This is a genomic window from Paenibacillus sp. GYB003 (assembly GCF_036577625.1).
Taxonomy (GTDB): domain Bacteria; phylum Bacillota; class Bacilli; order Paenibacillales; family NBRC-103111; genus Paenibacillus_AB.
In genome coordinates this window covers 67,618-80,374 of record NZ_JARBDC010000065.1, presented here as the reverse complement: position 1 = coordinate 80,374, position 12,757 = coordinate 67,618, and the positions used below count along the sequence as shown (strand labels likewise).

Genomic DNA, 12,757 nt, shown 5'->3' with positions numbered 1-12,757 from the left:
TTTGCCTCCGGCTTCCTTCAGATTCTGCCTCACGACAGACACCCTTGCCCTTAGCTAACGGTAGGCGCTCGCCAGCCCCCGTTCAGGACTTACACCCTAAAGATGACGCCCATGCTGGGCGTACAATGGAAGACGCCCGGACATGGCATGCCCGAGCGTCTTGCGCGGACATCCGGCCGGACGTCCGCTTGCCGTTATTTGGCTTTCATTTCCTGGATCAGCTTGTCGGCCTTCTCGTTTGCCGTACGAAGCGCGGTGTTGATGTCCGTCCCTTCGACGATGACGCTTTTCAGCGCGTCGTTCAAAAATCCGTATATTTTGACGTCGTACTTCGAGGCCGGAGGCAGCGGCGCCGGATTGACTTTGAAAATGCCTTCGAGGTTTTTCCCTTCGAACACCTTCATATCGGAGGCGAACTGCTTCCGCAGCGCCGGGTCTTTCAGCGCCGTCATGCGCGCGCCTTTGTTCATGACCTTCTGGGCATCCTCGCTGGCGAGCACCTCGATTGCCCGGAAGGCGGCCTCCTTGTTTTTGCTGGCGGGCGGCACCATGAACAGGTGGAAGTCGACCTCGCGGCCGATTCCCGGCCTGTCGTCGTACGACGGATACGTCACCATGTCCCAGTTGAACTGTTTGCCCGGTTGATCCGCGGCCGATAGCGAGCTGGCGAACGCCGACAGCCAATACGGATACATCGCCAGCCTTTTGTCCTTCAGGAAAAAGCCGACCCCGTACGAATATTTTTTGTTCGGATCGACGATGCCCGGGATGTCGAATATTTGCTTCGCCTGGCGGAACACTTTTTGGAAGCCGTCGGTCGTCAAAGCCGCCTTCTCCTGATTGGCCTCGAGCAGCGGCAGCGAATACGCTCTGGACAGCGCCAGCGCCGGGCCGGGATCGATGCCGACATATTGGACGCCGCCTTCCTGCCGCGTCACCTTTTTGGCCAGGTCGATGACCTGGTTCCATGTCATGTTGTCTTTCGGATACTCCACGCCGAACATATCGAAAATATCTTTATTGTAAGCCATAATGCCGTAGTTCATCGAGAACGGGATCCCGTATATTTCCCCGTTTTTGCCGAAATTTTGGATGACCTTGACCGTCTGCGGCTCGAACTTGCTCATGTCGAGGTTAGACGTTTTCACGAATTCCCGCAAATCGCCGGCCATGCCGAGCTCGATCGGATCGATCATGTAATAGTTGCTCGTCGCGATCAGATCCGGCACTTCGCCGGCGGCCGGCAGCTCCTCAAGCTTTTTCCCCGTTATGAGCTCGATCGATAAGTTCGGATATTTCGCCTGAATCGGCTTGAGCAGCAAGTCGTTCACATCCTGCTCCGTATTGATGCCGGCGCTGTGGGAAAACAGCTTCAACGTCACTTTCTGCTGCATAAATGCGTCGTCCTTCGTTTTCGGAGCGACGCTCGTTTGCGGCGCCTCCTGCTTCCCGCAGGCGCCGGCCCCAAGTAAAGCGGCGATGCACAGCGACATCGTCCATTTATTGCCCATAACCGCAACCCCTCCTGTTCGACAACTTCGACAACCGACTGCGTCTGTTCAATGAAGCATGGCCAGACGGATTCCATTTTGTCTGCTCGTTTCGGCTGCAGCCCCTTCCATCGTTTTGTAAGCCGTTCCATTTCCAATTATATCCGAATTGTAATAATGTTTCAATAATTATGGATAATCTATAAATATTTTTTACAATTCGACTTGCCTCGATTCTTAGTAGTTTTGGCGCAATTTCGCACACCGCGCCGTGGAAATGGTCCATTTGATCGAAAGAAGATGCACAAAACGTCCGCTATTTCCGGTTATTTTGCCGACAATAAGAGTCTCGAACGTCCGCTAAACCCGCCCGCGACATGCCGCAGCCGCTTCCGCCTTCGCACAAAAACAAGAACGTATTTCGAGGAGTGAGCGCAAACAGTCGGCTTCCGAAACGTAACAGACGCCACGGCGCTTATTTCGCGAAAATCGGCCGTTTTCCAATCGTAACGGACACCATTGCACTTATTTGCTCCGAACCGCCGTCCAACAGGGGGTTTTTCGCCAAATAGGTGCGCCTGTGTCCGTTAGAAATAAAATAAGCCGTTTTTAGGCCCAATAGCGGCCGCCATGTCCGTTAGACATTCGGAACTTGGGGCTAGTCCCGCCGCCGCCCCATGCTCGTCCCCCGCTCCAACTCCCGACGACGCCGGCGCAGGTCATCCGAGCCGGTATCGCCGTTTCCCGCCGCCGGCAGCAGGAAACCCGCTCCGGCTTTGGCGCTTAAGTGAAGGTTAGGACAGGACGGCCTTTTCTGCGCAAACCGAACCTTTTTGCACGCCGAAACGGCGGCGGAGCGGGAGGCGAGATGGAAAAGTTCCCGCTATTTTCGGTCGTTTCCCGTTTCCGGGCAAAACAACGGGAAAACGTCCCGTTAAACCCCTTCATACTGCGCTTTTCGCCGATACTACGCCATTTTATCGGGAGTTTTTCCCGGTATTTCGCCACGATACCTATAGGTGAGCGAGTGAACAGGAGGTTTTCCCGTTCGCTAGACATTCGATTCCGACCGCCCGGCTGGATCAGAAAAAGAACCCGGAAAGATATAAATTCTTTAGTAAACTAAAAAAAAGCCGCATACGGACGACTGTTCGGTCGTACCGCATACGGCTCCGTTTGCGTTCGATTGCTTCTTACACCCCGTACCCGTCCGGGTTCGTCTTCCATTGCTTCAGCAGCTCCAGCTCATCCGCCCCGATTTTGCCGAGCTTCAGCGCGACGTCGATCAGCGCCGAATAATTGGACAGCGAGCCGAACTCGAAATTCGCCTCGGCGAAATTGTTCGCCGCTTTTTCCAGCTCGTAGCTGAATATCGCGATGACGCCGAGCACGTCCGCCCCCGCATCGCGAACCGCCTGGGCCGCCTTCACCGAGCTGCCGCCCGTCGAGATCAAGTCTTCGATCATGACGACTTTTTGCCCGGGCTTCACGACGCCTTCGATGACGTTCTCTTTGCCGTGCCCCTTCGCTTTGTCGCGCACGTAAATCATCGGCAAATTGAGCTTTTGCGCGACGAAGGCGGCGTGCGGAATGCCGCCGGTGGCGATGCCGGCAAGCACTTCGGCTTGCGGATACCGCTCGCGGATCGTTTCGGCGAAGCCGAGCGCGATCAAATCGCGGACGGACGGATGCGAAATCGTGATCCGGTTGTCGCAGTAAATCGGCGATTTCATCCCCGACGTCCACGTAAACGGCTGCTTCGGGCGCAAAGCGACGGCGCCGGTTTCGAGCAGCGCCTCGGCGATTTGTTCGTCCAAATAGCGCAATGTCATGAAAAGCTCCTCCTTAGACGGATATCGATGTTACGATTCGTTCGAGCGCCTCGCGCGGGTCGTCGACCGCCGTAATCGGACGCCCGATCACGATGTAGTCCGTCCCTTCGGCGAACGCCTGCTCCGGCGTCATGACGCGCGACTGGTCGCCGATCGCCGCCCCGGCCGGCCGGATGCCCGGCGTCACCGTGACGAACGATACGCCGCATCGCTCCTTGATGCGCGCCACCTCGAGCGGCGAAGCGACGACGCCGTCGAGACCGGCGTTTCTGGCCGCCTCCGCATACCGGAGCACCGCCTCTTCGATCGGACCGGCGATGCCGATCTCGTCGTTGAGCATCTGCCGGCTCGTGCTCGTCAGCTGCGTGACGCCGATCAAGATCGGCTTCGCGGCTCCCGGCGCGGACGATAACGCCTGCTCCACGCCTTCGCGCGCCGCCTCCATCATCGCCCGTCCGCCGGCGGCATGGACGTTGAACATGTCGACGCCGAGCCGTGCGATGCTGGCCGAGCCGCCTTTGACCGTGTTCGGAATATCGTGCAGCTTCAAGTCGAGAAACACGTTGTAGCCGGCGTCTTTCAGCTCCAGCACGAACTGCGGTCCGGCTGCGTAAAACAGCTCCATGCCTACCTTCATATAGCAAGGAATCCCTTCGAGCCGCTTCAGCAGCTGGCGCGCGCCTTGCGGATCGGGATAGTCGAGAGCGACGATGATCCGCTCCGCCGGATTGCCGGTCGTTTTCATAGCCGTCGGGCCTCCCTTACATGTATCGGGATGAAAGTTCAATGGTTGAGTCGCAAAAGCATCCTGGGTCATATGACAGCCGGTCCCGTAGGCGGTCGTTCGTCGCCCCGGAAACCGGCTTTCGGCAGCATATTCGAATTATTTCGCGGCTCCCGCCAATTTCGTCGCCGGCATGGCGCGGGACGAGAAGTTGATCGTGTTGAGCACGTGCAGCAGCGCGCTGACCGTATCGAGCGACGTCATGCAGACGACGCCGTTTTCGACCGCCTCGCGGCGAATGCGGAAGCCGTCGCGCTCCGGCGTTTTGCCCTTCGTGAGCGTATTGACGACGAAATGCGCTTCGCCGTTGCGGATCAGGTCGAGAATGTTCGGCGATCCTTCGCTCAGCTTGTTCACGCGCTCGACGCGCAGGCCCGCTTTTTCGAGAGCGTCGGCGGTTCCGCCCGTGGCGACGATTTTGTAGCCGAGCTCGAAAAATCCGCGCAAAATGCCGACCGCTTCCTCTTTGTCTTTATCCGCAACCGTGGCGATGATCGCGCCGGTCGGCGGAATTTTCATCCCCGAGCCGATAAAGCCTTTGTACAAAGCTTTCGCGAAGTTCGTATCGCGGCCCATCACTTCGCCGGTCGATTTCATTTCCGGACCGAGCGTCGGCTCGACGCGGCGCAGCTTGGCGAAGGAGAACACCGGCACTTTGACGGAAACGTGATCGTCTTCCGGCCACAAACCGGTTTCGTAGCCCATGTCGGCCAGCTTTTGCCCCATGATGACGCGTGTCGCGACGTTCGCCATCGGCACGTTCGTCACCTTGCTCAGGAACGGTACCGTACGCGACGAACGCGGGTTCACCTCGATGACGTACACCTCGTCCTGGTAAATGACGAACTGGATGTTGACGAGGCCGACGACTTCGAGCGCCTTGGCGATTTTGACCGTAATGTCGACGATTTTTTGCTTCAGCTCCGCGGAGATGGACTGCGGCGGATATACCGAGATCGAGTCCCCGGAGTGGACGCCGGCGCGTTCCACATGCTCCATGATGCCCGGAATGAGTACCGTTTCCTTATCGCAGATCGCGTCGACTTCGACTTCTTTGCCGAGCATGTACCGGTCGATCAGAACCGGATGCTCCGGATTGATTTTCACCGCGTATTCCATATAGCTGAGCAGCTCGGCGTCGGAGTAGACGATCTCCATCGCCCGTCCGCCGAGTACGTACGAAGGGCGTACGAGAACCGGGTACCCGAACTGCGAAGCCGTGCCGACCGCCTGGTCGACCGACGTGACCGTTCCGCCCGGAGGCTGGGCGACGTTCAAATCGCGCAGCAGCTTCTCGAACTTTTTGCGGTCCTCGGCCGTATCGATGCTCTCCAGGCTGCTGCCGAGAATGCGCACGCCGGCTTTGGCGAGCGGCGCCGCCAGGTTGATCGCCGTCTGGCCGCCGAACTGCACGATGACGCCGATCGGATTTTCCCGCTCGATGACGTTCATGACGTCCTCGAAGAAAAGCGGCTCGAAGTACAGCCGGTCCGACGTCGAGAAGTCGGTCGATACCGTCTCCGGGTTGTTGTTGATAATGACCGCCTCGTACCCGGCCGCCTGAATCGCCCATACGGCGTGCACGGTCGAGTAGTCGAATTCGATCCCTTGTCCGATCCGGATCGGGCCGGAGCCGAGAACGACGACTTTCTCCTTCGCCGATTCCATCACTTCGTCTTCGGTTTCGTACGTCGAGTAGTAGTACGGCGTCGTCGCTTCGAACTCGGCCGCGCACGTGTCGACCATTTTATAAACCGGCTTGATGTTTTTCGAAAGCCGGAGCGCGCGGACGTCCGCTTCGAGCACGTACGAATCGGCGCCGGCCAGCGTGCGCACTTCGGCGATCGCGCGGTCAGTGAACCCTTTGCGCTTCGCTTCGAGCAGCAGCTCGTCCGACAGCTCGCCGGTCAGCCGCGCTTCGAATTGAATGAGGCTCTCCAGCTTGCCGAGGAACCACCAATCGATTTTGGTCAAATCCTGGATTTGCTGCAGCGTATAGCCGCGGCGGTACGCTTCGGCGATCAGGAACAGCCGCTCGTCGTCCGGCTTCGCGAGACGCGCTTCGAGCGTTTCTTTATCCAGCTGGTCGGTCCCTTTCAGGAACAGCCGATGCACGCCGATTTCCAGCGAACGGATCGCTTTATGAATCGACTCCTCGAACGTGCGGCCGATCGCCATCACTTCGCCGGTCGCTTTCATTTGCGTGCCGAGCTTGCGGTTCGCGCTCGTGAACTTGTCGAACGGCCAGCGCGGAATTTTCGAGACGATATAGTCGAGCGTTGGCTCGAAGCACGCGTACGTTTGGCCGGTAACCGGGTTGACGAGCTCGTCGAGCGTATAGCCGATGGCGATTTTGGCGGCCATCTTGGCGATCGGATAGCCGGTCGCCTTCGACGCGAGCGCCGACGAGCGGCTGACCCGCGGGTTGACTTCGATGACGTAATATTGGAAGCTGTGCGGATCGAGCGCGAACTGCACGTTGCAGCCGCCTTCAATGTTCAGCGCGCGAATGATTTTCAGCGACGCGGAGCGCAGCATTTGGTATTCGCGGTCGGAAAGCGTCTGGCTCGGCGCGACGACGATGCTGTCTCCCGTATGGACGCCGACCGGGTCGAAGTTTTCCATGTTGCAGACGACGATGCAGTTGTCGTTCGCGTCGCGCATCACTTCGTATTCGACTTCCTTCATGCCGGCGATGCTGCGTTCGACGAGACATTGGCCGATCGGGCTGTACCGAAGTCCCGAGGAGACGATCTCGACGAGCTCCTCCTCCGTGTTGCAAATGCCGCCGCCCGTGCCGCCGAGCGTATAAGCGGGACGCACGATGATCGGATAGCCGATCTCGTTGGCGAAATCGACCGCCTGCGGCACCGTCGTCACGATGACGCTCTCCGGCACCGGCTGCTCGAGCTCGCGCATCAGCTCCCGGAACAAGTCGCGGTCTTCCGCTTTCTCGATCGACGTGAGCTGCGTGCCGAGCAGCTTGACGTTTTCTTTTTCCAGCACGCCGGCTTTGGCGAGCGAGACCGCCATGTTGAGGCCGGTTTGTCCGCCGAGCGTCGGCAGCAAGCCGTCCGGCTTCTCCTGGCGAATGATTTGCGAGACGAAGTCGAGCGTAATCGGCTCGATGTACACTTTGTCGGCCATGTTCGTGTCGGTCATGATCGTCGCCGGGTTGCTGTTGATGAGGACGACTTCCATTCCTTCTTCTTTCAGCGCTTCGCACGCCTGCGTACCGGCATAGTCGAATTCGGCGGCCTGACCGATGACGATCGGGCCGGAGCCGATGACGAGTATTTTTTTGAGCGATTTATTTTTTGGCATATGCCAGTTCCTCCCCCCGGTGCGATGCGGTCGCGCCGCGCGCGGCTACGATTTCGGCCTGCCGCGGAGCGCGCGGATGTTGCTCCTTGAAGCTGTGGATCATCGTCAGAAAATCGTCGAACAGGTAGCTCGAATCGAACGGTCCCGGAGCCGCCTCCGGATGGTATTGCACCGAAAACGCCGGATGCGTCTTATGCTTCAAGCCTTCGATCGTTTTGTCGTTGTTGTTGATGTGCGTCACGATCAGGTCGGTGCCGGCGATCGAGTCTTCTTTGACGGTATAGCCGTGATTTTGCGATGTAATGTAGCAGCGGCCCGAAATCAAATCTTTGACCGGATGGTTGCCGCCGCGGTGGCCGAACTTCAGCTTCTCCGTGTCGGCGCCGCAGGCGAGCGCGAACAGCTGGTGTCCGAGGCAAATGCCGAATATCGGGAACTCGCCGAGCAGCTCGGCGATCATCGCGGCCGCGTGCGGCACGTCCTTCGGGTCGCCCGGTCCGTTGGACAGCAGAATGCCGTCCGGGCTCAGGCGGCGAATTTGCTCCGCGGTCGCGTCCTGCGGCACGACGACGACGTCGCAGCCGCGCTTCGTCAGGTCGCGGACGATGCCGCTTTTCGCGCCGAAATCGACGAGCACGATGCGCTCCTTCGTTCCCGGGCAGCCGAATACGCTTTTCGTCGATACGCGGGCGACCTGGTCGGTAATGAGCCGCGTCGCCTTCAGCTGCTCGAGCATGTCCTCGACCGAGCGGTTCGACGTCGTGATCATCCCTTTCATGACGCCGTGATGCCGGATTTTGCGGGTCAGCATGCGCGTATCGATGCCGCTGATGCCGACGATGCCGTATTCTTTCAGCAGGCTGTCGATCGTATATTGGGCCCTCCAGTTGCTCGGCACCTCTTCGTGCTCGCGGACGACGAACCCGTGAATGAACGGGCGGATCGATTCGAAATCGTCGCGCGCGATGCCGTAGTTGCCGATGAGCGGGTACGTCATCGTGACGATTTGCCCGCAGTAGGACGGGTCGGACAATACTTCCTGATAGCCGGTCATCCCGGTGTTGAACACGACTTCACCGGCCGATTCGCCTTCGCTGCCGAAAGCTTTGCCCGTGAACAGCGTGCCGTCTTCCAACAATAATCTCGCTTGCATCGTTTATTCCTCCAATCGATTCGCAGCCGGTTTATGGTTTGCTGGCGAGTCTGAATGTAAAGTCGATTGCCGTCCCTCTCTTGAAGGTCATTCGCTCCAAACGGTTTTGCCCGCCACCATCGTAAGCGCAGGCCAACCGTACAGCTTCCAGCCGGCGAACGGCGTATTGCGTCCTTTGCTCAAAAACTGCGAAGGCTCGACCGCCTTCTCGGTTTCCAGATCGATCAGCGTCAAATCCGCTTCGCGCCCGACCTCGAGCACGCCCCACGGCAGGCCGAACAGCTCGGCGGGCTTCGACGTCATCCGGTCGAGCACGAATTCGAGCGTCCATCGTCCCGTGCGCACGAACTTCGTGTACAGCAGCGGGAACGCCGTCTCGAAGCCGACGATGCCGAACGGCGCCAGCTGCATGCCGCGCGCCTTCTCTTCCTCGCTGTGCGGCGCATGGTCGGTCACGATGATGTCGATGGTGCCGTCCTCGAGTCCGGCGATGACCGCCTCGACGTCTTTCGGCGTCCGCAGCGGCGGATTCATTTTCCAGTTCGCGTCCATCCCGGGAATGTCCTCGTCGGACAGCAGCAGGTGATGCGGGCAAACTTCCGACGTCACCTTCACCCCGTGCCGCTTGCCGTGCCGGATGAGCCGGACCGACTGCTCGGCGCTGACGTGGCAGACGTGATAATGGACGCCCGTCGCTTCCGCGAGCAAAATGTCGCGTCCGACGTGGATCGCCTCGGACTCGTTCGGAATGCCTTTCATCCCGTGCTTCCGGGCGAATTCGCCTTCCGTCACCGCGCCCCCTTCGACGAGCGTATTGTCCTCGCAGTGGGCGATGACGGGCATGTTCATCGATGCGGCCAGCGCCATCGCGTCCTTCATCATTTGAGCGCTTTGCACCCCGACGCCGTCGTCGGTAAAGCCGATCGCGCCCGCTTCTTTCAACGCGGCGAAATCGGTCAGCTCGCGGCCGAGCTGATTTTTCGTGATGCAGCCGTAAGGCAGCACCCGAACGATCCCTTCCGTCTCGGCCTTGTCCAGCACGTACCGGACCGTCTCCGGCTTGTCGATGACCGGTCTCGTGTTCGGCATGCAGGCGATCGTCGTATATCCGCCGCGCGCGGCCGACCGCGTTCCCGTCGCGATCGTTTCCTTATATTCGAACCCCGGCTCGCGCAAATGGACGTGCATGTCGATAAAGCCCGCCGACACGAGCTTGCCTTTCGCGTCGATCGTTTCGTGTCCGGCCGTATCGGGCGCTCCTTCGGAGCCGTCGCGAATGGCCGCGATTTTCCCGTTCTCGATATAAAAATGTTTCGTCGTCAGCCGGTTTTGTCCCCGCTCCGGCACGCTTCCGTTCAATATCCAGGTTCCCATCGTTCGCCTCCGTCAAGTTGGTACGTGCGGCCTGTCTCAACCGTTCAAGACAAGGCCCGTTCGATAACGGCCATGCGAATCGGCACGCCATGGCTCATTTGCGTAAATATTTTCGATTTCTCGTGCTCGACAAGCTCGTCGTCGATTTCGACGCCCCGGTTGACCGGTGCCGGGTGCATGATGATCGCGTGCGGCTTCATCATGCCGGCCCGCTCCACGGTCAGCCCGTAATGCTCCCGGTATTCTTCGGCCGAGCGGATGAACCCTTTGTCGTGCCGCTCCAGCTGCACCCGCAGCATCATGACGACGTCGGCCTGGAGCGCTTCCTCTATCGTTACGTACGGGGCGTATTCGCCGAGCTCCGGAGCCTGCATATTGTCCGGCGCGCAAAATTTCACGCTTGCCCCGAGCTTGCTCAGTCCCCACAGGTTGGAACGCGCTACGCGGCTGTGCAGGATGTCGCCGACGATCGAGACGGTGAGGCCCTTGATTTCGCCGAACGTTTTGCGCATCGTATACAGATCGAGCAGCGCCTGGGTCGGATGCTCGTTGTTGCCGTCGCCCGCGTTGATGAGCGGCACTTTGATTTTGTCCGCCAGCTCGGCGAGCAAGCCGATCGGCTTCATGCGGATGACGCCCGCGTCGATGCCCATCGATTCCAGCGTGCGAACCGTGTCGTAGATCGACTCGCCCTTTTCCACGCTCGATGCGGCCGCCGAGAAGTTGAGCACTTGCGCGCCGAGCCGTTTTTCCGCCACCTCGAACGAGAAGCGGGTGCGGGTGCTGTTTTCGAAAAACATGTTGGCGACGAATTTGCCTTCCAGCCGGGGCGTCAGCTTGCTGGGCTGATTTTCCCAGTAGGCGGCGCGGTCGAGGATGCTTACGATTTCTTCCCGGTCCAGCTGCCTCAGTCCGAGCAGATGCCGGTCGTACGTCACGTTCGTTTTCGTCATTTCGTTATCCCCTTTGCTGAGTGATGACGACTTCGTCGCAGGAGTCCACTTCTTTCAGCTTGACCGCGATTTGTTCCAGCCTCGACGTCGGCACGTTTTTCCCGACGAAATCCGGACGGATCGGCAGCTCCCGGTGGCCGCGGTCGACGAGTACGGCCAGCTGGATCATCCGGGGCCGGCCGAGATCGATCAAGGCGTCCATCGCCGCGCGGACCGTCCGCCCCGTATACAGCACGTCGTCGCACAATATGACCCGCTTGTCTTGAATGTCCGGCGCCTTGAGCGATTGGGCGCCGCCCGCCGCGCCGACGCGCGCCCGGTCGTCGCGGTAGGAGGTGATGTCCAGCTCTCCGACCGGCACCGGAACGCCTTCGATGTCCCGGATGCGCTCCGCGAGCCGGCCGGCGAAATAAATGCCGCGGGTGCGAATGCCGATCATGATGGTGCCCTCGCTGCCTTTATTTTTTTCAAGTATTTCGTGGGCGATGCGCGTCAAGGCGCGTCGGATGGCCGTCTCGTCCATGATGACGAGCTTTTCCGTGTTCATTGGGCTCATTCCTCCTTGACCCCGAAAAGTGAAGCGCGGCTTCGCGCCTCGCGGCGCAAAAAAGCTCCTTGCCTGTTTGGCAAGGAGCGTCATTCCCGAATCGGCCGCGCGCGAAACAGCATCCGCGTTCGGCGGGACGCGCCCGCTCGTTCGCGCATGAACGTTTCGCGAAGACGTATGACCGTCTCCATCTCGCGACTGTAGTGTCGACACCTTGCCAGCCTCACGGGACCGGCTTAAAGGCACTATTTAATTCCTAAAGATTATCTCATTTCGGCATTCGCTTGTCAATTGATATTGTCTCTATTATTCGTCTTTTCTCGACAATGTATGAACGAGCTTGAAAAATAACCATCTTTCCGTGATCCGGAGCGTTTGCCGAGCTTCGAGACAGATCGCGGAACGAACATTCCGCTTCGGTACGGAATTTCCCCGGCAAACTTACGCGGCTCCCATGAAGGCGCCCGACCCGTTCGCGGCCGCTCAGGATTGCTTGGCCCATTCATTTATGCTATAAAAGGTTTATATGTTATTTCGCGCTCAAAAGGAGAATGCCGTCTCATGTCCGATATGAACACGATGGAAATTATCAATTACATTAAAAACAGCACGAAAAAAACGCCCGTGAAAGTATATGTGAAAGGCAAGCTGGACGGAGCCGACTTCGGCGAAGGCGTCCGCGCGTTCGTCTCCGGCACGTGCGGCGTCTTGTTCGGCGAATGGCCGGCGATTTCCGCCGCCCTCGAATCGAACAAAGCGCTTATCGAAGATTTCGAAATCGAGAACGATCGCCGCAATTCGGCCATCCCGATGCTCGACCTGAAAGGAATCAACGCCCGCATCGAGCCCGGCGCGATTATCCGCGATAAAGTGACGATCGGCGACAACGCCGTCATCATGATGAATTCGACGATCAACATCGGCGCCTCGATCGGCGACGGCACGATGATCGATATGAACGTAGTCGTCGGCGGCCGCGCCCAAATCGGCAAAATGTGCCATATCGGCGCAGGCTCCGTCGTCGCCGGCGTCATCGAGCCGCCTTCGGCGCAGCCGGTCGTCATCGAGGACGACGTCCTCGTCGGCGCCAACGCGGTCATTCTCGAAGGCGTGCGCATCGGCAGAGGGTCCGTCGTCGCCGCGGGCGCCGTCGTCACCCAGGACGTGCCGGAATATACGGTCGTAGCCGGAACGCCGGCGCGCGAAATCAAGAAGGTCGACGCCAAAACGAAGTCGAAGACGGAAATTATGCAGGAGCTGCGCCAGCTGTAATTCCGATGAAACCGAACCAAAAGCCAGG

The 12,757-nt window shown here is 59.2% G+C and carries 9 protein-coding genes; 1 reads left to right on the top strand and 8 read right to left on the bottom strand.

What is annotated here, in order from left to right; genetic code table 11:
- Positions 1-194 precede the first annotated feature (194 nt).
- From PV407_RS20695 to pyrR, 8 genes are all read right to left on the bottom strand, one after another.
- Positions 195-1,511: an ABC transporter substrate-binding protein gene (locus PV407_RS20695; RefSeq protein ID WP_332091891.1), complete on the bottom strand. Its 1,317-nt coding sequence runs from the start codon at positions 1,509-1,511 to the stop codon at positions 195-197.
- 1,172 nt (positions 1,512-2,683) lie between these two features.
- On the bottom strand, positions 2,684-3,322 hold the full coding sequence (pyrE, locus tag PV407_RS20690) for an orotate phosphoribosyltransferase (protein WP_332091890.1): 639 nt from the start codon (positions 3,320-3,322) through the stop codon (positions 2,684-2,686).
- A gap of 13 nt (positions 3,323-3,335) precedes the next feature.
- Positions 3,336-4,067, bottom strand: coding sequence for an orotidine-5'-phosphate decarboxylase (gene pyrF, locus PV407_RS20685; RefSeq protein ID WP_332091889.1), 732 nt, complete (start codon positions 4,065-4,067; stop codon positions 3,336-3,338).
- Between the two features lie 138 nt (positions 4,068-4,205).
- Positions 4,206-7,430 (bottom strand): carbamoyl-phosphate synthase large subunit, encoded by a 3,225-nt coding sequence (carB, locus tag PV407_RS20680; protein WP_332091888.1) that lies wholly within the window; start codon positions 7,428-7,430, stop codon positions 4,206-4,208.
- Positions 7,417-8,583 carry a carbamoyl phosphate synthase small subunit gene (locus PV407_RS20675; RefSeq protein WP_332091887.1) on the bottom strand — a complete coding sequence of 389 codons (1,167 nt, stop codon included), beginning with the start codon at positions 8,581-8,583 and terminating at the stop codon, positions 7,417-7,419. Before PV407_RS20675 ends, carB begins: the two co-directional genes overlap by 14 nt.
- Before the next feature lie 87 nt (positions 8,584-8,670).
- Entirely contained in the window at positions 8,671-9,957 is a 1,287-nt protein-coding gene (locus tag PV407_RS20670; RefSeq protein ID WP_332091886.1) for a dihydroorotase, read from the bottom strand.
- A gap of 44 nt (positions 9,958-10,001) precedes the next feature.
- Positions 10,002-10,910 carry an aspartate carbamoyltransferase catalytic subunit gene (locus PV407_RS20665; protein ID WP_332091885.1) on the bottom strand — a complete coding sequence of 303 codons (909 nt, stop codon included), beginning with the start codon at positions 10,908-10,910 and terminating at the stop codon, positions 10,002-10,004.
- A 4-nt stretch (positions 10,911-10,914) separates the two neighbouring features.
- Positions 10,915-11,457: a bifunctional pyr operon transcriptional regulator/uracil phosphoribosyltransferase PyrR gene (gene pyrR / locus PV407_RS20660; RefSeq protein ID WP_332091884.1), complete on the bottom strand. Its 543-nt coding sequence runs from the start codon at positions 11,455-11,457 to the stop codon at positions 10,915-10,917.
- Positions 11,458-12,018: 561 nt separating this feature from the next.
- Between pyrR and dapD the strand changes: the two genes are divergently transcribed.
- Positions 12,019-12,729, top strand: coding sequence for a 2,3,4,5-tetrahydropyridine-2,6-dicarboxylate N-acetyltransferase (dapD, locus tag PV407_RS20655; RefSeq protein ID WP_332091883.1), 711 nt, complete (start codon positions 12,019-12,021; stop codon positions 12,727-12,729).
- Positions 12,730-12,757: the final 28 nt, after the last annotated feature.

What these genes read in the sequence shown, in the direction of transcription:
- PV407_RS20695 (WP_332091891.1), bottom strand. Translation starts at nt 1,511, where the DNA reads ATGGGCAATAAATGGACGATGTCGCTGTGCATCGCCGCTTTACTTGGG.
- pyrE (WP_332091890.1), bottom strand. Translation starts at nt 3,322, where the DNA reads ATGACATTGCGCTATTTGGACGAACAAATCGCCGAGGCGCTGCTCGAA.
- pyrF (WP_332091889.1), bottom strand. Translation starts at nt 4,067, where the DNA reads ATGAAAACGACCGGCAATCCGGCGGAGCGGATCATCGTCGCTCTCGAC.
- carB (WP_332091888.1), bottom strand. Translation starts at nt 7,430, where the DNA reads ATGCCAAAAAATAAATCGCTCAAAAAAATACTCGTCATCGGCTCCGGC.
- PV407_RS20675 (WP_332091887.1), bottom strand. Translation starts at nt 8,583, where the DNA reads ATGCAAGCGAGATTATTGTTGGAAGACGGCACGCTGTTCACGGGCAAA.
- PV407_RS20670 (WP_332091886.1), bottom strand. Translation starts at nt 9,957, where the DNA reads ATGGGAACCTGGATATTGAACGGAAGCGTGCCGGAGCGGGGACAAAAC.
- PV407_RS20665 (WP_332091885.1), bottom strand. Translation starts at nt 10,910, where the DNA reads ATGACGAAAACGAACGTGACGTACGACCGGCATCTGCTCGGACTGAGG.
- pyrR (WP_332091884.1), bottom strand. Translation starts at nt 11,457, where the DNA reads ATGAACACGGAAAAGCTCGTCATCATGGACGAGACGGCCATCCGACGC.
- dapD (WP_332091883.1), top strand. Translation starts at nt 12,019, where the DNA reads ATGTCCGATATGAACACGATGGAAATTATCAATTACATTAAAAACAGC.